The sequence below is a fragment of the Bifidobacterium sp. LH_389 genome (genome assembly GCF_056357235.1).
Map to the genome: position 1 here is coordinate 14,952 of NZ_JBKEVR010000016.1, position 21,160 is coordinate 36,111.

At 63.5% G+C, this 21,160-nt stretch carries 17 protein-coding genes, 1 pseudogene and 1 riboswitch; of the genes and pseudogenes, 10 read left to right on the forward strand and 8 right to left on the reverse strand.

The features are described from left to right. Positions 1-98: 98 nt before the first annotated feature. On the forward strand, positions 99-500 hold the full coding sequence (locus AC1AZA_RS10335) for a hypothetical protein (RefSeq protein WP_476514573.1): 402 nt from the start codon (positions 99-101) through the stop codon (positions 498-500). Between the two features lie 121 nt (positions 501-621). Here the strand turns inward: AC1AZA_RS10335 and thiC are convergent, their stop codons facing one another. Continuing rightward, complete coding sequence (gene thiC / locus AC1AZA_RS10340; RefSeq protein ID WP_476514574.1) at positions 622-2,904, reverse strand: phosphomethylpyrimidine synthase ThiC; 2,283 nt, start codon at positions 2,902-2,904, stop codon at positions 622-624. A gap of 70 nt (positions 2,905-2,974) precedes the next feature. Further along, a pseudogene (locus AC1AZA_RS10345) lies at positions 2,975-3,175 on the reverse strand (thiamine phosphate synthase); the annotation flags it as partial. On the opposite strand from AC1AZA_RS10345, the gene AC1AZA_RS10350 reads away from it, so the two are divergent. Further along, positions 3,108-3,266, forward strand: a complete 159-nt coding sequence (locus AC1AZA_RS10350) for a hypothetical protein (protein ID WP_476514575.1) — start codon at positions 3,108-3,110, stop codon at positions 3,264-3,266. The pseudogene AC1AZA_RS10345 and the gene AC1AZA_RS10350 overlap by 68 nt on opposite strands. Positions 3,267-3,333: 67 nt before the next feature. On the opposite strand, the gene AC1AZA_RS10355 is transcribed toward AC1AZA_RS10350, so the two are convergent. From AC1AZA_RS10355 to AC1AZA_RS10375, 5 genes are all read right to left on the reverse strand, one after another. Continuing rightward, on the reverse strand, positions 3,334-4,314 hold the full coding sequence (locus AC1AZA_RS10355) for a hydroxyethylthiazole kinase (RefSeq protein WP_476514576.1): 981 nt from the start codon (positions 4,312-4,314) through the stop codon (positions 3,334-3,336). Then, a riboswitch (TPP riboswitch) is annotated at positions 4,308-4,417 on the reverse strand. It overlaps the preceding gene by 7 nt. A 122-nt stretch (positions 4,418-4,539) precedes the next feature. Further along, positions 4,540-5,796 (reverse strand): sensor histidine kinase, encoded by a 1,257-nt coding sequence (locus AC1AZA_RS10360; protein ID WP_476514577.1) that lies wholly within the window; start codon positions 5,794-5,796, stop codon positions 4,540-4,542. Further along, positions 5,793-6,512 (reverse strand): response regulator transcription factor, encoded by a 720-nt coding sequence (locus AC1AZA_RS10365; protein ID WP_476514578.1) that lies wholly within the window; start codon positions 6,510-6,512, stop codon positions 5,793-5,795. The genes AC1AZA_RS10360 and AC1AZA_RS10365 overlap by 4 nt, the downstream gene beginning before the upstream one ends. Continuing rightward, positions 6,506-7,321 (reverse strand): hypothetical protein, encoded by an 816-nt coding sequence (locus tag AC1AZA_RS10370; RefSeq protein ID WP_476514579.1) that lies wholly within the window; start codon positions 7,319-7,321, stop codon positions 6,506-6,508. Before AC1AZA_RS10370 ends, AC1AZA_RS10365 begins: the two co-directional genes overlap by 7 nt. Before the next feature lie 205 nt (positions 7,322-7,526). Continuing rightward, positions 7,527-8,555: a LacI family DNA-binding transcriptional regulator gene (locus AC1AZA_RS10375; protein ID WP_476514580.1), complete on the reverse strand. Its 1,029-nt coding sequence runs from the start codon at positions 8,553-8,555 to the stop codon at positions 7,527-7,529. Positions 8,556-8,729: 174 nt separating this feature from the next. On the opposite strand from AC1AZA_RS10375, the gene AC1AZA_RS10380 reads away from it, so the two are divergent. The 4 genes from AC1AZA_RS10380 to AC1AZA_RS10395 all read left to right on the forward strand — a co-directional run bounded on the left by AC1AZA_RS10380 (position 8,730) and on the right by AC1AZA_RS10395 (position 14,558). Further along, entirely contained in the window at positions 8,730-10,130 is a 1,401-nt protein-coding gene (locus tag AC1AZA_RS10380) for an ABC transporter substrate-binding protein (protein ID WP_476514581.1), read from the forward strand. A 159-nt stretch (positions 10,131-10,289) separates the two neighbouring features. Beyond that, on the forward strand, positions 10,290-11,345 hold the full coding sequence (locus tag AC1AZA_RS10385) for a glycoside hydrolase family 43 protein (protein ID WP_476514582.1): 1,056 nt from the start codon (positions 10,290-10,292) through the stop codon (positions 11,343-11,345). A gap of 100 nt (positions 11,346-11,445) precedes the next feature. Beyond that, the gene (locus AC1AZA_RS10390; RefSeq protein ID WP_476514583.1) at positions 11,446-12,234 is read left to right on the forward strand and encodes an alpha/beta hydrolase fold domain-containing protein; all 789 of its coding nucleotides are present in this window, start codon (positions 11,446-11,448) and stop codon (positions 12,232-12,234) included. Between the two features lie 197 nt (positions 12,235-12,431). Next, positions 12,432-14,558: a glycoside hydrolase family 20 zincin-like fold domain-containing protein gene (locus AC1AZA_RS10395; protein WP_476514584.1), complete on the forward strand. Its 2,127-nt coding sequence runs from the start codon at positions 12,432-12,434 to the stop codon at positions 14,556-14,558. 116 nt (positions 14,559-14,674) lie between these two features. On the opposite strand, the gene AC1AZA_RS10400 is transcribed toward AC1AZA_RS10395, so the two are convergent. After that, a complete protein-coding gene (locus AC1AZA_RS10400) occupies positions 14,675-15,241 on the reverse strand; it encodes a uracil-DNA glycosylase family protein (RefSeq protein ID WP_476514589.1) in 567 nt (188 codons plus the stop codon). Between the two features lie 127 nt (positions 15,242-15,368). On the opposite strand from AC1AZA_RS10400, the gene AC1AZA_RS10405 reads away from it, so the two are divergent. From AC1AZA_RS10405 to AC1AZA_RS10420, 4 genes are all read left to right on the forward strand, one after another. After that, the gene (locus tag AC1AZA_RS10405; RefSeq protein WP_476514585.1) at positions 15,369-16,400 is read left to right on the forward strand and encodes a LacI family DNA-binding transcriptional regulator; all 1,032 of its coding nucleotides are present in this window, start codon (positions 15,369-15,371) and stop codon (positions 16,398-16,400) included. A gap of 318 nt (positions 16,401-16,718) precedes the next feature. Further along, positions 16,719-18,947: a beta-galactosidase gene (locus AC1AZA_RS10410; RefSeq protein WP_476514586.1), complete on the forward strand. Its 2,229-nt coding sequence runs from the start codon at positions 16,719-16,721 to the stop codon at positions 18,945-18,947. 305 nt (positions 18,948-19,252) lie between these two features. Next, positions 19,253-20,182, forward strand: a complete 930-nt coding sequence (locus AC1AZA_RS10415; protein ID WP_476514587.1) for a carbohydrate ABC transporter permease — start codon at positions 19,253-19,255, stop codon at positions 20,180-20,182. A 40-nt stretch (positions 20,183-20,222) separates the two neighbouring features. Then, positions 20,223-21,160: carbohydrate ABC transporter permease (locus AC1AZA_RS10420; RefSeq protein WP_476514588.1), on the forward strand; the 938-nt coding region annotated here is incomplete at its 3' end.

A 21,160-nucleotide genomic window follows, 5' to 3' on the forward strand; every position in this document is an offset into this window, starting at 1 on the left:
TCGGCAGAAATGCCACAGCGATTTGGGCGGCCGATCGTACGCGATTAGCATGAAACCATAGGAAGCCGTGCAACGATGCGACGGCGAACGGAACGGGGGTGAGCGCCATGCTGGAAGTCAATCCTCGCAAGGCCATCTACTGGCCGGCCATGCTGCTGGGTCTGTGGAGTGGGTCGTCGGATTTGCGCATGATCGACTGGCTCTCGATCGTGGGCGATGCCGTGTCCATCGTCATCGCCCTGATCTGGGTGGTGTGCTCGATCCGTCCGGCCCGCAGCGCCGTCAAGTGCAAGGCGCTCATCGCTTGCTGCATCCTCGACCTCATCCTGCTGGCCGTCAGCGGCGTGGTCGGGGTGATCGGCATATTCGCGGAACCGAAATACCTGCTGTCGGCCGTGGCGGGACTGGTGATGATGGTGCTGATGGGCGTCCTCGACGTGGGCATAGCGAACGAGGTGCGCTACTGTGCCATCGCGCAGGGCTATATGCCGCGATTCTGACGTTCCCTCCTGCGCACACTGAGCAAATCCATTGCCGTTGCGCCCCGATCGGGGCATAGAACAGCGGGTTTGCTCAATCCGTGGCCGAGGAAGCACGGATTGAGCAAACCCGCTGCGGTGCCTACTGCGCGGCCGTGTAGAGCTTGCCGCCCTGCTCGCGGAACTTCTCGCTCATCGCGGCCATGCCCTTCGACGCGATCTCCGCCTCGGAATCGGCCACCACGCGCTCCTGCTGGGCCGCGTCGCCGAACTGCTTGCGGATGTTCTGCGAAATGGCCATCGAGCAGAACTTCGGGCCGCACATGGAGCAGAAGTGCGCCATCTTGGCCGGCTCGGCGGGCAGGGTGTCGTCGTGGAAGGCGATGGCGGTGTCCGGATCGTAGCTCAGGTTGAACTGGTCGAGCCAGCGGAACTCGAAGCGCGCCTTGGAGATCGCCAGATCGCGGTCCTGCGCGTGCGGGTGATGCTTGGCGATGTCCGCCGCGTGGCAGGCGATCTTGTAGGCGATCACGCCCTGCTTCACGTCATCCTTGTTCGGCAGACCCAGGTGCTCCTTCGGCGTCACGTAGCACAGCATGGCGGTGCCGTAGCGGGCGATTTCCACGCCGCCGATCGCGGACGTGATGTGGTCGTAGCCGGGGGCCGTGTCCGTGGTCAGCGGGCCGAGCGTGTAGAACGGGGCATCCTGGCAGATGGCCTTCTCCATCTCGATGTTCATGCGCACGGTGTCGAACGGAATGTGGCCCGGGCCTTCGATCATCACCTGCACGTCCTTGGCCCACGCGCGCTTGGTGAGCTCGCCCAGCGTCATGAGCTCGGCGATCTGCGCCGCGTCGTTCGCGTCCGCCAGCGAGCCGGGGCGCAGGCCGTCGCCCAGCGAGAACGCCACGTCGTACTTGGCGAAGATGTCGCACAGCTCGTCGAAGTGCGTGTACAGGAAGCTCTCCTGATGGTGCTGCAGACACCACTCGGCCATGATCGAACCACCGCGCGAGACGATGCCCGTCACGCGGTTCGCGGTCAGCGGCACGAAGCGCAGCAGCACGCCGGCGTGGATGGTCATGTAGTCCACGCCCTGCTCGCACTGCTCGATCACCGTGTCGCGGAACAGCTCCCAGCTGAGCTTGGAGGCGTCGTCCTCCACCTTCTCCAGCGCCTGGTACATCGGCACGGTGCCGATCGGCACGGGGGAGTTCCTCAGGATCCACTCGCGCGTGGTGTGGATGTCGTTGCCGGTCGAAAGGTCCATCACCGTGTCCGCGCCCCACTTGGTGGCCCACGTGAGCTTCTCCACCTCCTCGTCGATGGAGCTGGTCACGGCGGAGTTGCCCATGTTGGCGTTGAGCTTGGTGAGGAACTTCGAGCCGATGATCATCGGCTCTGCCTCCGGGTGATTGATGTTGCACGGCATGACCGCGCGGCCCGCGGCCAGCTCGGAGCGCACCAGCTCCACGTCGCAGTTCTCGCGCTCGGCCACGTAGCGCATCTCCGGGGTGATGATGTTGTGACGGGCGTACCACATCTGCGTGACAGGGTGGTCCTTCGCCTTCATCGGCTCGTGCTTGCGGCCGCGCCACTCCTTGGTGGCCTTGCCGCGCTTGATCGCGCGCTTGCCGTCATCCGCGAGGTTGCGGCGGCGGCCTTCGTACTCCACCACGTCGCCGCGGTCCTTGATCCAGTCGAGGCGCAGGGGCTTCAAGCCTTCCTTCGGGTCGCACTTGGGGCCCTCGGTGTTGTAGTCGATGAACGGCGGGTTCGGGCCCACGCCGGGGGTGTCGGACAGCTTGATCTCCGTGTACGGCACCTCGAGGTCGTAGGAGCCGAACTGGTTCTCGAAGTGCACCGACTTGGTCTTGCGGATGTGCGCCTTGTCGCGCTGCTTGGAGCCGCGGGCGGCGATGTCCACCGCCTGCTGCTTGGCGAGGCGCTGCGCCTCCTTGGCCTCCTTGGCGTTGGTGAACTTCTTCTCGGTCGTGGTGCCTTCCGCGGCCGTCCCCTGCGCGTCCTCGGCAGGGGACGCGATCACGCGCTTGGCGTACCCGTGCTTTGTGTCGCCGCGCACGGCCTTCCACGCGTCCACCAGCTCGCGGGTGGCGGCCTGCGGATCGTCCGCTCCGGCGATCGCGGAGACCACGAACCAACCTGCGGCCTTGGTGCCAGCCAGCATGGGGATGTCCGCGGCCTTCACGCCGCCGCCCACCACGACCGGGAAGTCGCAGGCCGAGCAGATGGTGTTGATCTGCGTCTCGTCCAGCGTGCGGCCGGAACCGTCGTTGCCGCCCACCGAGGCCTCCGGCTTGGTGACAGAATGATGCAGCGGACCGGCTCCGATGTAGTCGATGCAGCCGTCGGGCAGTTCGTTGATGAGCTTGACGAGGCTTTCGGTCTCCGCGGACAGGCCCACGATCGCGTCGTCGCCCCAGCAGGGCGCGGGCCTCGCGCGGCTCCATGTCTGTCTGGCCGATGTGCACGCCGTCCACCTTGATGCCCTTGTTGCGGCACTGCCACACCACGTCCACGCGGTCGTCGATCACGAAGGCCACCGAGTCGGACTTGTCGTTGTCCTCGATGATCTGCGCCACGTCCTGGGCGAGCGAGGTGATCTCCTTGGCGTCAGCATCCTTGGCGCGTAGCTGGATGAAGGTCGCGCCGCCGCGCAACGCCTCCTCGATCACGTCGGTGACGGGCCTGCCCTTGGTGTCCTGCGGGCCGACCACGAAGTACGCGGACAGGTCGAAGCTGTCGCGCATCGAGGCGAATGGATAGTTGTTCATCGGTGCTCCTTTGTTTGTCTAAAGTCTTGCGAAATCTTGGAATGCCGCGGTTCTGCGGTTTACGCGGCGAGGATCGGGCTGGCGGCCACGTCCTCCGCGGTGATGTTCCACAGGGCGTCGAGCAGTTCGGTCTGGAACGAGCCCGGGCCGTGCGCGCGTGCGGCGGCGATCTCCCCGGCGCGGTTGTACAGCGCGCTCGCGGTCAGGGCCGCCGTCAGCGGGTCGGTGACCGCAAGATACGTGGCCGTCACGCCGCCGAGCGAGCAGCCCGCCCCGGTGATCTTGGTCATCAGCGGGCTGCCGCCGGGCAGACGGAACGTGCGCTCGCCGTCGGTAACCAGATCGACCGGGCCGGATACGGCCACCGCAGCCTGACCTCCCGGTGCGGTGACGGCCAGCGAACGGGCGAGACGGACCGCGGCGTCGGCGGCCGAATCCACGTCGTCCACGGCTTCCACGCCGGCCGGGCGATGCCGGTCGGGTGCGGAAGCATTGCCGGAGGCGTCGGCTGCATTGCCGCCGTCCGCCGCGTTGTCGTTCAGCCCCCACAGGTCGGTCAGAGCCAGCACCTCGGACGCGTTGGCGCGCACCACGGTCGGCGGCGTGAAGCGGAACGCCCTGAGGATCTCCGTGCGCGTGGCGCCGATGCCCGCCGCGACCGGGTCCAGCACCCAGGGGTGACCGGCCTTGCGGAAGCCGCGTGCGATCTGCGGCAGCGCGTCCCGGTAGAACGGCAGCAGCGTGCCCACGTTGATGTAGGACGCCTTGGCGATCGACGCGGTGTCCACGATGTCGTCCGGCAGATATCCCATGGCCGCGGTGCCCCCGATGGCGAGCTGCGCGTTCGCCACCAGATTGATGGTCACGAAATTGGTGAACGACTGGGCGAGCGGCGTCTGCTCCCGCACGTCGCGCACGGCCTTGGCGATACGCGCGCGGAGCGGGTCGTCCTGCGGCAGATCGCTGCCCTGCGGGGCCGCATTGTACCGAACGGCGTTGTGCGGGCCGCCGACGGATAGATGTCGAGGACTGTCGCTCATGAATCACTGCTCCCTACGCTGGTCTTAACCAACAGGTTCAAAGGGTCAGGCCGGATGCCTATCTCAACTCGCCGAGTGGGTGCGAGTCCCCCTGCACTTGCCTACCAACGTAGGGAAAACGCTGGACAGCGGGCCGATCCTCTCATTCCGGCAAACTTTCGGCATGATTTCCGTGCGGACCGTTGCCATGGCGGGCCCGGCGGCGGAAATGCCCCCGGAAGTTTGTCAGAACTGCACGGTGACCTCGAACCGATCGGGCCGGGGCCTGTCGAGCGTCACCCGCGCCCGGTGGGCGTCCGTCACCTCGCGCACGATGGACAGTCCCAATCCGTTGCCGGGCCTGCCGGCCAGCCGTGAATCGTCGCCCCGGTGGAACGGGATGAACAGGTCGTCCAGCGCGGCGGCAGACGTCCTATCGGCGGCGGACGTTTCGGCCGGCTCGGTGCTGTTGCCCACGCACAGCACGGCATGCCCGTCCCGCCGCGCCACGGTCACGTCGATGGTCCCGCATTCCACGTTGTGCACCACCGCGTTGCGCACCAGATTGTCCGCGAGCAGGACCAGCATCGCCGCGTCGCCCTGCACCGTCACCGTTTGGTCGATCTCGGTGCGCACGTCCAGTCCGTGCGCGTCGATCGCATCCCACTGGGCGTCAAGCACCCGCTCCACGACGCCGCCCAGCGCCACCTTGCCGAGCCGGGGCATGCGATTCTGCACCCGGGAGAGTTCGAGCAGCTCCCCGATGAGCTCGCCCGCGTTCCGATTCGCATCCAGCGCCCGGCGGACCGACGGCTCCACGTCCGCGGGGAACCGGCCCTGCGCAAGGGGAGCGTCCAGACTGGTCTCGATCACCGCGATCGGCGTGCGCAACTCGTGCGAGGCGTTCGCAATGAACTGCCGCTGCGCGCTCGCCGACCGCTCGATGCGTTCCAGCATGGCATTGACGTCCCCTGCCAGCGCAGCCACCTCGTCGGTGCCGGCCAACGCCACGCGCTCGGTTGGGTCGGTCGGGTCGAGCCGCTGCATCTGCTCTCCGAGCGAGGAGATGCGACCGGCCAGACGCTTGGAAATGAGCCATGCGGCACCGATGGCCAGCAGCGCGAACACGGCGAACAGGATGAGCGAGAACCACATGGCGCTCTGGAGCACCGGCTGGCGTACGTCGTCGCCGTTGATCTCCATGATCGTGCCGGGCGTGAACGGGCCGCAGCCCACGCTGTGCGACGTATACCAGCAGCCGGTGGTGGAGACATACAGTGCATGGGAATCCGGCGTGGGCACTGTGTTGCCGCGCACCACCTGAATCACCCGGTAGGTGGCCTGATCGTAGATGCTGCCGAACAACGCGATCTGCAGTCCGAGCGCGATCGCAAGGAACGCGGCGACCAGCAGGCCGATCGCCGCGGCCAGCTTGCCTCGGAACGTGCGCGGCAGTACATGGAATCCGCGCAGGCGCGAAGCCGCCGGTTGCAGCCATTTCATGGAATACGGTACCCCTTTCCTCTTCCCGATTCGACGGCATGGTCCGCTCCGGCGTCCTCCAGCTTGCGGCGCAGCGTATAGACGAGCGTCTTGACCGCTCCCGCGCTGGGCGAGCCATCCGGCCATGCCGCGCGCGCCAGCTCGGCAACGCCCACCCATCCGCCGTGGGCGGCGAGCAGACAGGCCAATGCGTCGAACTCCTTGACGGTCAGATCGAGCGGCACGCCCCGCCAATGGGCCAGACGGCGGGACGCGTCGATGCGGAAATCGGACGCGGGCGCACCCGTCGCATTCGCCGTGGCCACGTCCCCGCCGCCGTTTCGATCCCCGTCGCGGCGCAGCAGCGCACGAATGCGGGCGGCCAGCTCCGCGAAGGCGAACGGCTTGGCGAGGTAATCGTCCGCGCCCAAATCCAATCCCTCCACGCGCTGCTCCACGCTGCCGGCCGCGGTGACCATGAGCACGCGCACGTCAAGGCCCATGCGGCGGACGGTGCCCAGAACCGCGTCTCCGCTCATCGCAGGCAGGTCGCGGTCGAGCAGCATCACGTCGATGCCGTCTCCGTGCGCGCTCAGGGTCTCCAGCGCCTCCACGCCGGTGTGCGCCACCCACGTGCGGTATCCTTCGAACCGCAGGGCGTCGTCCAGCGAGGCGGCCATGCGTTGGTCGTCCTCCACAATGAGCAGTCCCGCGGCGTCGGTCACGCCGGTCACCATAGGTATTCCATCGGATCGTCCGTGAAAGAGCTGCTCATGCCGGCGGCGGCCTTGCAGCCGCGCACGATCGGGTCGCGCATGTTCACCGTGGCCTGTTCGCCGGCGGCCGTGGTGACGGTGGCGTTGGCGCCAGACTTGCCTTGAACCTTGTTGTAGTCGCTGACCGTGAAGCTCATCGGCACCACGCCCTCGCGGCGCATGCAGTCCACGGCGGCCTCGTAGGTGTCCGCGTACAGAGATGGATTGCTCTGTTGCGCACCGTACAGCGACTCGACATGCTCGAACCGCAGGAAGCAGTCATGCCAGTCGCTCGTCCACTTCTCCTCCTGCGCGGGCGTGCCGGGTGCGTGCGTGTATTCGTCGTAGATGCCGTTCGGCCACTTGTGGAGCTGTATGCCCTTGTAGCCGCGGTCCGCCATGCACGACTTGTAGTCGGCCCACACCTTCTCGTACGTGGAGGCGGAGATGCCGCCGTCCCGTTTCGCCTGCTCGATGATCGGGCGCTCGTAGTCGCTCAGGTAGGGATTGCGCAGCAGGTTGTCGATGTAATCGTTGAGATTGGCGCCCAGACGGCCGTTGGATCCGGCCTCGCTGCCCGCGGCCACGCTGCCGGGAGGCGGGGTGGCGGAGGACGTTTGCGTCTGGGACTGGCCAGCGCCGGCGCTCGGGTTGCCCGCTCCGGTCGTGCCGGTCGTGGCGCAGGCGGTCAGGCTCAGCGCCGCAAGCAGGGCCACGGCGGCCGCGATGATGCTGCGGACGGGTGCGGATTGACGGGTCTGACGGCGGCTGCGGTACTGCTGTTCGTTCATGGCCTTCCCCCTATGTTCAGTCTCCGGCGTTTCCCTCGTCGGAATCGCCGGAGTTGCGGCTTCACTACCAGCATAGATGCGCGGGGGATGACCTTCGCCTGACCGTGCGGCGCCCTTTTGACAAACTTTCGGCAGGATTTCCGCGCGGATTGTTGCCATGACGGGCTTGGCGGCGGAAATACCCCCGAAAGTTTGTCAGGAGGGGTCACACCGTCGGCAGTGTGGTGCCGCGTTCGATGAGTCGATGCCCGATGGTCACGCGTTGCGGCGGTTTACCGGAATCTGGATGCTCGATGCGATCGAGCAGCATGGTCACCGCCGTTTCCGCGAGCTGCTTGGTGTCCGTGGCGACGGTGGTGAGCTTGGGCGTGGTGTAGTTGTCTTCGTCAATGCCGTCGAACCCGATGATCGACACCTCGTCCGGCACGCGTACGCCATGGTCGTTGAGCGCGCTCAATGCGCCGATGGCCATGGAATCGGACATGCAGAATACCCCGTCAAAGCGCCTTCTGCACCGCAGGAGCTCCTGCATGGTCTCGTATGCCTCCCGGGGTGTCCAGCCGCAGGGAATCAGATTGCCGTCGTCGAACGGCAATCCCGCCTCGTCCATGGTGTCGCGGTAGCCGAGAGCATAGCGGACGGTGGCTCGGGTGCTGTTCTCGTCCAGAGGCAGGGTTGTGGCGTGCGTGCCCATCATGATGATGTTGCGGCGCCCCTCGCCAAGGAGTCTGGCGATGGCCGTTCGCGCGCCTTCGCGGCAGGGGGTGAAGATGGAGTCGAGGGGGCTGTCCGACGAATGGTCGTCGATGAGTACGACCGGCTTGCCTCGGCTGAGCGTACGGATTTCCTCGCTGGGAAGTGCACCGGACATCATGATCATGCCGTCGCAGAACTGGCTGGTGATCGTTTCGATGATGGACCGTTCCTCGGTGCGTGACGAGGAGGTTTGCTGTACCAGCAGCTGCAGTCCGTGGCGAAGGGCTTCCGCCGATGCGGCGCGAGCCAGTTCCGCCGCGTATGGCATGCCGACGTCATAGAGGGCCAATCCGATGATGCCGTTCCTGCCGGAACGCAGTTTCAGGGCCGTGAGGTTCTTGGTGTAGTTGAGCTCTTGGGCTATGCGCAGCACGCGCTCCCGAGTTTCCCGGCTGACGGATCCGGTGCCGTTGAGGACGTACGAGACGGTCGCCGTGGTGACTCCGGCGGCCTGCGCTACGTCTTTCATGGTGACCATGGTGTTCATCCTAGCTTTTCATGCGTTATTCGGTGAAAAAGACTAATCGATTAAGCCTTGGCGGTGCAAGGAGCTCCGGAAAATGAGGCGTGTTGCATGGTGGTTGACGACACCGGAAGTTAATCGTATAATCACTTATAGCTTTATCGATTAACTCGCTGGTGGCGATGGTCGATGGGCGGGAAAGGCGATGGCGTATGCCGCTTAACGTTGAGTGGTGTGCGGCTTCGCGTTACGGAATCCAAAGGGTTAGGAGTTGCAATGAAGCGAACAACGATGTTCACGCGGCTGGTTGCCGCTGTTGCGGCATTGGGAATGACCGTTGGCGTGGCGGCATGCGGTTCGGCGGATACTGCCGGGGAGAGCGGCGCCGACGGCAAGACGCAGATCACACTTTCATGGTGGGGTTCGGAAAAGCGTCTCAAGCTCACCCAGCAGGCGGTCGAGCTGTTCGAGCAGAAGCACCCGAACATCAAGGTGAACATGGAGAACTCCGATTACAGCGGGTACTTCGACAAGCTCAACGTGGCGGTTGCCGGCGGCGCCGCCCCTGATGTGTTCCAGATCGGCACCGACCACATCCCGGTCTATGGCTCGCAGGGTACGCTCATGGATCTCTCTCAGGTCAGCGACACGCTTGATCTGACGCAGATGACCGATGCGGTGCGGGCTACCGGGCAGTACGATGGCGTGCAGTATGCGGCGCCGGTGTCGCTGACGTCGTTGGGAATCGCCGTGAATAACGAAGCGCTGAAGAAAATAGGCCTGACGCTGCCTGATGACGCCGATTCCTGGACGTGGGACGAATTCGAGGACTTTGAACGGCAGATCATCGCCAAGTCGAGCGGAGAGGTTTTCGGAGCGGGTGTTCCTCTGGGGACGTACGGGGTGCAACTATGGGCACGACAGCACGGTGAGGAGCTGTTCAGGGACGGTAAAGTGGCCATTTCCCCAAAGATTTTGACCGACATGTTCGCGAAGTTCCAGATGGCCATCAACGAAAAACTCATTGGATCCGCGGATCAATGGGCGGAAAGTCAGGGTGCCAGCATCGAGACGTCTCCTGCCGGCACCGGCAGGCAGGCGATGCTGTTCACCCAGGCCACGCAGCTGTCCGCCTACAGCGCCGCAACCGGCACCGAGGATTGGTCGCTGGTCATGATGCCCACGGATACGCCGCAGACGAAGTTCATGTACAACCGCATGAGCATGAGCTGGGCGATCGGCGCGAAAACCGAACATCCCAAGGAGGCGGCCGAACTGCTGGACTTCCTCATCAACGACGAGGAGGCCGGCAAGATTCTGGGGACGGAACGCGGCATTCCCGCCAATCCCAAGGTGCGCGAAGTCGCCAAGCAGAACGCCTCGAACATCGAAAAGAAGGTCATGGATTTCATGGACAAGACGGAGGATCTGGCGGGCTCGGCTCCTACTGAAACCCCGAACGGCGCCTCCGACTCGGACAATCTCCTTACACGCAATGCGCAGGACGTGGCCTTCGGCTCCAAGACGCCCGAGCAGGCGGCGCAAAGCTACATCGATGAGCTGCAGAACAACATCGCTTCGGCGTCGTGATCTGTTGACGGACGCGTGCTGCGGGCGCGGCGCATTGGGATTGCCCCTGGCTCCGCCTCGCAGCACTGGCGTCCATCGTGTACGTCGCTCCGCGCAGCCATCACGTCCTTTCATTCATCACGCCATCATCACGCCATCGTTGAACGAAATTGGAACATCATGAACAACAAGTCATATTCCGCGTATTTGTTTGCCCATTTCACCGGCGTGGAAACCACCGCCGCGGACCGCAATCCCACCAACGAACAGATCTACTTCGCCCTCAGCGGGGACGCCAGAATCTGGCGGGACCTTCGCCCGCAAGGCGACCCCATATTCGTGTCGCATGTTGGCGACCGTGGCATGCGCGACCCATACTTGCTGCGGGATCCCCGGGATCCGAACGGGAAAGCCGTCATTATGGTCGCCTCCGACCTGTGTACGTTCACGCGCAACACCGCGCATTGTGGGCAGGAAGTGGCGGAGAAGGGTTGCAGCACGCACATCATGGTGTACGAGGGACGTGACCTGACCCATTGGGACGGTCCGCGGCGCGTCGATGTGGCCGGTTCCATTCCCGGCGGTTCCTCCGCATGGGCGCCTGAAGCCGCATGGATTGCGGAACGGCAGGAATTCATGGTCTATTGGACCACGTACACCACCGTCGACACCATTCATCCTGACAGTCCTTACTGCATGTACTACGCCACCACGCGTGATTTCGTCTCGTTCAGTGAGCCGGTCAAATGGGTGGACCGCGACACGTTGGCCATCGACGCCACGATGATGCGCATCGGGGATTGGTGGTACCGGGCGTACGCGGACGGGCGTATAGAACGTTCACGCAACCCGTATGCCGTATCGTTCGGGCCGTTTGACCGCAATGCCGGGCCGGACGAATGGGCGTATGTGGGGGCGATCGGCGAACTGGCGGGATTCCCTGTCCGTTGCGAGGGGCCGGAATTCTTTAGGTTCAACGAGGATGACGTTCCCGAATTCAACGGGCGCGCCATGCCGTACGGATTCATGGCGGACGGCCTTGCGCCGCATCAGGGATGCCTTCTGTACTGTACGGCGGACCCGGGCAGCTCCGACCCTGCTGACTGGCATGCCCTCGACGGCGTCGATCTGGGCGTCATGCTCAAGCGCCATGGCTCGATCCTGCCGATCACCGAAGGGGAGCGGCGCGCGCTGATCGACGCCTATGCCACTGCCGCCGTTACGGCTGTTGCGTAGCGGTCGGATGGCGTTGCAGGTACCATGGACTGCGGCGGCGAAGGCATCGGTCTGACAAAGGAGTGCGGACATGGTTCAGGTTCATGGGCAGAGGCAATACGTGGACGGCGATTCGCTGGATGCTCATCTGCTATACGTGGTCACGCCGAACGGGGACGCGCCGCACGACGGATGGCCGCTAGTGGTGTACGTTCACGGCGGTGGGTGGGAGCAAGGCAACTTTGCTCGAGGTGAGGAGATCTCCGTCATGGACCGTCCGATCTTCTCCGCCATGTTGTCTGCGGGCTATGCGCTTGCGTTCGTGAACTATCGGCTTACTGATGCGGCGACATGGCCCGCGCAGATTCTCGATTGCAAGGCCGCGATCCGCTACCTGCGCGCGCATGCTGGCGAGTGGGGCGTGAACCCCGCTCGCATCGCGGCGTATGGTTCTTCCTCGGGCGGGCATCTGTGCCAGTTCCTTGGCGTGACCGCGGAGAACGCCGGCTATGAGGATCCATCCATGGGCTGTGCGCAGGTATCGAGTCGGGTCTCCGCAGTGCTGTCCAGCTACGGGATCAGCGATTTGACCGCATGGCGCAAGTTCGACGATCATGATTTCATCGCCGGTTTTTTGGGAGCGGGTTATACCCGCGAGCAGGCTTGGGACGCCAGTCCGCTCGCCCATGTGAACGTTCATAGTGCGCCTATGCTGCTGACGCATGCGCAGAACGACATGATGGTCAATTGGGACATGACGCCTGTCATGGAAAGATCGATGCGCAAGGCGATAGGCGATTCCAATGTGGTCTCCTGGTATCCGGAATATGGCGGGCATGGTGACGACGAGGTGTTCCAATCCCCGTTTGCCATCACGTTGTATATCGGCTTTCTGGCGCGGTTCCTGTAAGAAGAGGGGGCTTCGGTCTCGGTGCGGTCTTGGCAAACTTTCGGCATGATTTCCGCGCGGATCGTTGCCATGACGGACCCGGCGGCGGAAATGCCCTCGAAAGTTTGTCAGAGCAGGGCGTCGGCGACCGCCCGGCCGGTTTGGTATGGTATGGTCGTGGTGCTCGATGGCCGCAAAAAAGAACAGGGAGGTTCGCAATGGGCGGTGGATGTGGATCTTCGTACGCGCCGGAAGGCTCGGAGCCGGTGCTGCTGCCAAGACCGGCGAAGGTGGCATGGGGAGCCGGCCGGGTGGCGCTGCCGCTGACCGCAAGCGTCGTGGAATGCTTCCCCGCCGATGCCGCCGACTCGGCTGTGCGATCGGTGCCGGTCATGCAGATCATCGACGATCTGCGCGAGACCGCGGGACTGCGCTGGGATATCGCGCGATCGCCCCGATCGGATGGCTTTATCACACTTGCGATCGACGCGGGGAGCGCCGATCTGCCCGCGAACGGCTACACGCTCATCGTCACGGCCGACGGGGAGACAGCGGATTGCAAAGGCCACTGTGGCCGGCCGGGCATCGCCATCACGGCGGGTGGCTTCGAAGGCCTGCGCTATGGCGTGCAGACCCTGCGCCAGCTCATCCGCCAATGCGCGCCCGTGCTGCCGGAAGTGCGCATCGAGGACCGCCCGGCCTACGCCACCCGCGTATATTACCTCGACGTGGCGCGAGGCCGGGTCCCCACGCTCGATTGGCTCAAGGCCTTCGCGGACAAGCTCGCCCTGTACAAGGTCAACCAGTTCCAGCTCTACGTGGAGCACTCGTTCGCCTTCGACGGTCTGAGCGAGATGTGGCGCGGCGCAAACCCGATCGCTGCCACCGATCTGATCGAACTGGACGAGCACTGCGCGCGGCTGGGCATCGACTTCGTGCCGTCGCTGTCCACCTTCGGTCACATGTACAAGGCCATGCGCACCCGGAAGCTGCGCGCGCTCGGCGAATTCCCCGGGCAGGCGGGCCGCCCGCACAGCCTGATCGAACGCCTCCAGCACCACACCATCAACGCCGCCGAACCGCAATCCCGTCGGGTGGTGAAGGCCATGATCGACGAATACGCGCCGCTGTTCCGATCGCGATCGGTCAACCTGTGCGCCGACGAGACCTTCGATCTGGGCCGGGGCGCGACCGCGGCGCTCGCAACCCGCGTCGGCAAGGACGCGCTGTACGCCGACTACGTTGCCGACCTGTGCGCGCATGCCACCGCATCGGGCCGCGCGCCGATGATCTGGGCCGATGTGGCGATCGAGAACCCCGCCATTCTGAAGCGTCTTCCCAAGGACGTGACCCTGCTCAACTGGCTGTACGAGCCCGACGTGCCGGAGGACAAGGTGGCGCTTGTGGCGCGCTCGGGCGCCCGACAGATCGTGTGCGCCGGCCTGTGGACGTGGGACCGTCTCGTGCCCGGGCTGCGCGACGCGTGGCTCAACGTCACGCGGCTCGCCCGATGCGGCCGGAAGTATGGGGCGGTCGGATTCATGGTCACCGACTGGGGCGATTTCGGGCACATCAACGATTCGCGGTTGTCCGTGCCCGGCATGATCGCGGCCGCCGACGCCGCATGGACGGGCGGTGGGGCTTGCGATGGCCGCGATGAAGATGCCGCGTTCGATGTCATGAGCGAGGCCATCTCCCGATTGGAATACGGCGATCCTGCCGGCCGGCTGATCGGCGACTACGTAGCTGCGGGGGAGTGCGGCGCGCTCGACTGGGGCGCGATGGTCCGCTATGCCGAGCTGGTGCCGGGCGGCGACGTGTCCGCGGGTGATGGCGGGGAACTCGGCGGCGGGGGTTCCGCAGCCGTCCGCGCGCCGCTGAACGATGAGGTCGCCCGGTTCGTGGACGCGCGCCTGGCCGCCAATCCGGTGATCCGCGAACGGCCGCTGTCCCAATGCGCGGACGGTCTGGAGGCGCGGGATCGTTACGTGCGGGCGCTGATTGCGGACGATCGGTTTGCGTCCCGGTTCGCCGACTATCCGGCCGCACGCGCCCGGTTCGACGCGGCTCGTCTGGCCGTGGGCGCCGATCTTGCCAGGTCCGGCTGTGCCGATGCCCGCACACGTGGGGCGATCTGGACGTCCCTCGAAGGCCGGCGGGTGATCGATGACGCCTTCGCCGCGCTCGCCGGCGTTCCCGGGGCTCCCGATCGGGATGCCGCCGCCGAATCGCTGGAGATATGGTTCGAGCACTACGCCGATGTGTGGCGCGAGGTGAGCCGCGAGGCCGAACTGCGGCATGTGGCCGGCGTGGTCTGGGCCGTCGCCGACGCGCTGCGGGCGTGACGTGGCGTGTGACATGGTCCGTGACGCGGTCCGCGATCTGGACAAATTTTCGGCATGATTTCCGCAGCGAGCGTTGCAATGCCGGGCCAGGCGGCGGAAATACCCCCGAAAGTTTGTCAGGAGACGGCGGCGATCGGCCGATATGCCTCGATCAGCCGGTCCAGCGACATCCCCGCGTTGGCCGGACTCGTGGACGGTAGCGTCGTGAGGGCAACGCCGTCCAGTCCGGCCGATGCCATCATCGGCGCGACCAGACGGCGGTAGAGCTGTGCGGCCTTGGCACCTGTGGTGAACACATGCGTTATGCCGGAGCCGCGCACGATCGAAGGGATGTCGTTCGGCACCGCGTTGCGAATGCTGGCGTCGCTTGCGCCCGCGATGTCGCAGGAGGCGATCACGTCCCACAGCGCCAAGCCGTGGCGCAGCGCGAACGTCCGTCGCGCTTTCACGAGCTCGGCGATCTCGTCCGGACTGGACGGCCAAGCCGAGCCGGCAGTCGAGTCGGTAGCGGGCAGGCACGAATCGTCGCGGAAGATCGCCGCCATGACCGGCCAGAACCGGTTGAACCGGTGCATATAGTAGAAGCCCGCGTCCCGGGATTTCGGACTCGGCATCGACCCGAGCACCAGCACCCGCGAGTGGGCGTCCCACACCGGGCCGAATCCGTGCTCCACATGCGTCATTTGCATCGCATGCATGGTTTGAGTGGTCTGCATCCGCATTGCCATGTGATCAACAGTAGTCCGCGCCATCAAGCGGTACAATGATGTGAACGTTCAACGAGGAAGCGCATTGGGAAGAGGAGACGATATGGCACAGCAGGAGCGTGGAAGGTCGGTGTCCATCAAGGACGTGGCGCGGGTGGCCGGAGTCTCCCATCAGACCGTGTCCCGTGTGCTCAATCAGCCGGAAACAGTGAGGGAGAAGACGCTGAAGGCTGTGGAGGAAGCTATCCGTCTGACTGGATATCACCGCAATCAGTACGCGCGCGCGTTGAAAAGCAACAAGGCCAAAATCATCGGCGTACTGCTGCCCAACACCGGTTCCTCCGGCCCTTCAAGTGTGCTGTGGGCCATTGAGCGCGCCGTCGCGAATACCGATTACATGTTGCAGATCGTGTTCCTGAACGGGCAGGGGAGGCAGAGCGTGGCGGAAGCCGCGGGACGTCTGCTGGGGTATGGCGTCAGTGTGGTGATCGTTCTCGCAACTCAGACATGGGTGGAGCCGACGATCAAGCTTGCGGTGGATATGCCGATCGTGGAGGTCGGCGTCTCCGAATCCGTTCGGACGGACGGCGTGTCGGTCATTGACTACGGCGAGCGGGATGGAGTGGAAGCCGCGATACGCCATCTGGCCGAACAGGGCGTGCAGCGTGTGGACCATGTTTCCGGCGTGCGCGGATGGATCTCAACCGAGTTGCGCATTGAGGCGTGGAACGAGGCACAGTCCAGATTCGGTCTGCGTGCCGGACGCCTGTACGAAGGCGGTTGGGATGGCCGTTCCGGATATGAGGCTGGAATGAAAATCGCGGATAACTTTGCGGATGACGTCTCGTACGGGATTCTTGCCGCCAACGACCATGTGGCGGTTGGCGTGATCCGTGCTCTGCACGATCGCGGATTCGCGGTGCCCGACGACGTGCGGGTGGTCGGCTACGACAATACGGACATGGGGGAGTTCTCGTTACCGACGTTGACCACGGTGGACCAGGGCCTTGACGAGGTCGGTAAAACGGCGGTGTCCATGGCGATCGACATGGTACAGGGTGGCGGTTCGGCTGCCCGTGTCGCGCACACTCATCCGCGGTTGATCGTGCGCGAGTCGAGTGTGATCTCTTCGTGAGTGTGAGTTTTGCCCTGCGATGCTTCGGATGCGTGAAACTGTGTGTGCCGTTGACTATGTGGGGAATGCCGTATCTCCTATTGTCTGATAGAACGTTCACATGAATGTGCATCTGAGCGTGTGCAATGGCGTGACTTTGAGCGGCGGGCGCATGAGGTTTCCTTGAAGACATCTAGTGTTGCACGACTTCAATTTGCTCATGTGAGCGGCGACGGTGACGTGGTCGTGCTGATGCATCGGGGCAGTTGGGGGAGCGACGCGGACTTCTTTTCTTTCGCTGCGACACGTTTGACAAGGGAATTTCCGCTAGTTTAGAATGTGAACGTTCACTTTGTGATTCGACAATTCTGGAATGTCGTCTCGCCAGTGATGACCGACAATTGCGATATCGACGATGAGGTGGATATGAACGATTCGACATGGTTCAAGGATCGGGTACTGTTCGGCGCGGCGTTCTATGAGGAATACCAGCCGTCGGAGCGTCTGGAAGAGGATGTTCGCCAGATGAAGAACGCCGGCTTTTCCGTGGTCCGTGTGGGGGAAGGCAGCTGGTCCCATTGGGAGCCGGAGGATGGCATGTTTTCCTTGGATTGGCTGGAACCGATTCTGGACGAACTGCATGGTGCCGGCGTATCGGCGATCGTGGGGTTGCCGACGTTTGCCATACCCATGTGGATGGCCCGCAAGTATCCGGAAGTGGCCATGGCGGATCGCGACGGGCGACGACGGCCGTTCGGCGGTAGGGAAGAGCACAGCCTGAGCCATCCCGTATTCCGCTATTACGCGTCGCGCGTGACGCGGGCGATCGTCGAACGGTATGCTGACCATCCGGCGGTGATCGGCTGGCAGTTGCATAATGAGCCAGGGCTGCATCTGAACTATTCGCCGGATGAGTTCGAAGGCTTCAAGGACTGGTTGCGCAGGCGCTATGGTTCCGTGGAGCGGCTGAATGCGCAATGGGGATTGACGTATTGGTCCCATGAGCTGTCCACATGGGACGATCTGTGGGAACCGAATGACAATCGCCAGCCGCAGTACGACATCGAATGGCGCAGATATCAGGCCGGACTGACCGATGAGCTGCTGGCATGGCAACGCAGGGAGATCGATGCGCTCCGCAGACCGGAGCAATTCGTGACGGTCAATTACGCTTTGGGCCGGGCGGCTCTGGACGAGGCTCGTTCCGTGAAGCATGTGAACGTTCCCGGAGTGGATCTGTACTTCACCATGCAGGATGCACTGCTGATGCATGCGCCGTCAACGGAAACGCCCGCAATAAGCAGCTTTGGGCCGTGGGGTTTGTCTCTGAAGGCGGATCGTTCATATGGTCTGAAGCATGAGCCGTTCCAAGTGCTGGAGACCGACGGAGGGCCGATCGGCGGTGCCGCCGACAATATTCCTGGTTACGACGGTCAGTGGCGTCAGGCGGCTTGGCAGTTCATCGCGCGCGGTGCATCGTTGATTGAATACTGGCATTGGCAGCAGCTGCATTACGGTACGGAAACATATTGGGGTGGAATCCTGCCGCACGATCGCATTCCCGGCCGGGTGTACGAACAGATTTCGGCGCTTGGTCGTGAATTGCATGAGCTTGGCGACGCGGTTTCGGGTCTGCGCCCGGATTGTGATATGGCGCTGCTGTACTCGCCGGAGTCCCGCTGGGCGTTGGAATATGAGCCGCATACGTCCGTCGACGCCACCGACGCACATGTGGCGCGCAATCCGCGTTCGTATGATTCGATCGTCGAGGCGTTCTATCGCGGTGCCTTCATGGCGGGGCTTCAGGTTGACGTCGTATATGATGCGCAACTTGAGCAGGGTGAACGGTTTGAGGATGCGGCGGCGTTCGCGAAGAGACGACCGGTTTTGGTCTGCGCCGGGCAATACGTTGCCTCGGACGCGTTGCTGCAGTGGCTGCGCGATTACGTGAATGCGGGAGGTTGTCTGGTCCTCGGCCCGCGCAGCCTGTATGCGGATCCGTTGGCGCGTGCGCGGACGGAAGTCAAGCCTTCCGGCCTGTGCGATCTGTCGGGAGTGACGTATCAGGAGTTCTCGAATCTCTCGCATCCGCTGCCTGTGGGGCCAGTCGATCGGGAGGCGGAACTGCCGGATGACGCCGCGATGGTTGATTGGATTGATTGTTTGCGCGTGAATGACACCGAAGGCGCTGAGACCATAATGCGGTCCGATCATCCGTTCTTCGGCAGGTTTCCCATGGTGACGCTGTCCCGGCATGGGCGCGGCGGCGTGTGGACAGTCGCCGGCGTACCGAATGAAGCTCTGGCCTCATCGGTGTTTGGCATGATTCGTGATCGTTCACTGTCGGATTCCCCTTCGCGCCGATGGATTGGGTTGGGGAAGTCCGTTTCGCATTGCTCGGGCGTGAACCAGCATGGCGATCGGCTGCACTTCCTGTTCAACTGGGGGTGGAATCATGCGGAGTGCGATCTCCCGCTGCCTTGCGAGCGGCTGGACGGCGATGTTCGCGCCTCGTCGGGCCATGTGCACTTGGGATCTTGGGACGTAGCGGTTCTTCGCGAGGTGTGATCGTGCTCGGCGGCGTCGCTATATATGGCGACTAATGCAATGCCGATCGGTGAAATAGTTGCGGGGCGATGCCGTGGGATGTACGTTTCTTCCGAAGGACGCCTTTCCATGGCTCCGCCCCGCACGACTTGGCTGATGACCTGATTTGACGGTTTGATATAAGTAGTCTATGATCGACTTAAAAGTGAACGTTCACTTTTTGTGGTTCCGACGAGGGAGCCGCCGGCTGGGACGTTCTCCATTCCAATGACGGGAAAGGAATATCCGATGAGTGTGTCGTCTGATCGTTGGGGAGGTGTGGTGGCATGAGTTATGCTGCTGAGTTTGCGTCGTTGGTGAGGAACCGGGGGAAGCATGATTCGTATACGGACAACAGGCCCGCGTACGCGTTCCTTGCCCCGTGGATCGTGGGCGCGGTGTGCCTGTCGTTGTTGCCGATGGTCGTGTCGGTGTATCTGTCGTTCACGAAGTACAACATGCTCACGAGCCCGAGGTTCATCGGGGTGCAGAATTTCGCGAACCTGATGAAGGACACCAGGTATCTGCATTCCCTGCAGGTGACGTTCACGTACGTGATCGTCTCGGTCCCGCTCCAGCTGCTGGCCGCGCTCGCCCTGGCGGTGGTGCTGGATCGTGGCATGCGGGGGCTCACGTTCTACCGTTCGGCGTTCTACCTGCCTAGCATGATGGGTGGTTCGGTTGCTATCGCGGTGTTGTGGAAGATGGTGTTCGGTGCGGACGGTCTGTTCAACCGGTTCATGAACGTGTTCGGTTTGGGGCTCACGCAGTCGTGGGTGGCGAATCCGGCGACGGCGAACTGGACGCTGATCGTGCTGCATATCTGGCAGTTCGGTAGCCCGATGGTGATCTTCCTGGCGGGCCTGCGTCAGATCCCGCGTGAGTTGTACGAGGCGGCCTCGGTGGATGGTGCGGGCAGGTGGCGGCAGTTCGTGTCGATCACGCTGCCGATGCTGTCTCCGATCGTGTTCTTCAATCTGGTGATGAGCATCATCAACAGTTTCCAGACGTTCACGCAGGCGTTCATCGTGTCGGGCGGCACGGGCGGCCCGTCGGACAGCACCCTGTTCTATACGCTGTATTTGTATACGCAGGGGTTCGGTCAGATGAAGATGGGGTACGCGGCGGCGATGGCGTGGATCCTGGTGCTGATCGTGGCGGTGTTCACGCTGGTGAACTTCGCCGTGTCGAGGTACTGGGTCCACTACGACGACTGAGTCGGTACGGGAATGCTTGCTAGGGAAAGGTGTGATTGTGATGAGTGATGCAACCGCTTCGAATGTTTCCTCCAACGTGGGGGTCGCGGGCGTGAACGCGTCGGATCCGGAGATCGCGAAGGCGCCGGTGGTCGAGCGCCGGGACGAGGGCAGGACCCGCCGGGTGGTCTTGCAGGTGGTCAAGCAGGTGGTGGTGCTCGTGTTCGCGCTGCTGATGCTGTACCCGATCCTGTGGATGGTCGCCTCGAGCCTGCGTCGGCCGGACGAGATCTTCACGAACATGGGTTTGTGGGTGTCGGACCCGTTGTGGAGCAACTATTCGGACGGGTGGAACGCGCTGACGTACCCGTTCACCCGGTACTTCCTGAACTCGCTGCTGATCGTGTGCTTCGCGATCGTGGGCAACATCGTGACGTGTTCGATGGCGGCGTACGCGTTCGCGCGTTTGAACTTCCGGTTCCGGGGGCTCATGTTCGGGTTCATGCTGTTGATGCTGATGGTGCCGATCCATGTGGTGATCATCCCGCAGTACATCATCTGGAACAACCTGGGTCTGGTGAACACGTTCGTGCCGTTGGTGCTGCCGAAGTTTTTGGCGATGGACGGGTTCTTCACGTTCCTGTTCTACCAGTTCGTGCGCGGGCTTCCCAGGGATCTGGACGAGGCGGCGAAGATCGACGGTGCGGGGCATGCGAGGATCTTCTTCCAGGTGCTGCTGCCGTTGATGAAGCCTGCGATCGGTACGACCGCGGTGTTCACGTTCATGTGGACGTGGAACGATTTCTTCAGCCAGCTGATCTACCTGACCAAGCCCAGGATGTACACGGTGCCGATCGCCCTGCGTACGTTCATCGACGCGCAGTCCCAGTCCTCCTATGGTCCGATGTTCGCGATGAGCGTGCTGTCGATCATCCCGTTGTTCATCGTGTTCTGCTTCGGCCAGAAATACCTCGTCGAAGGCATCGCCACCACCGGCGG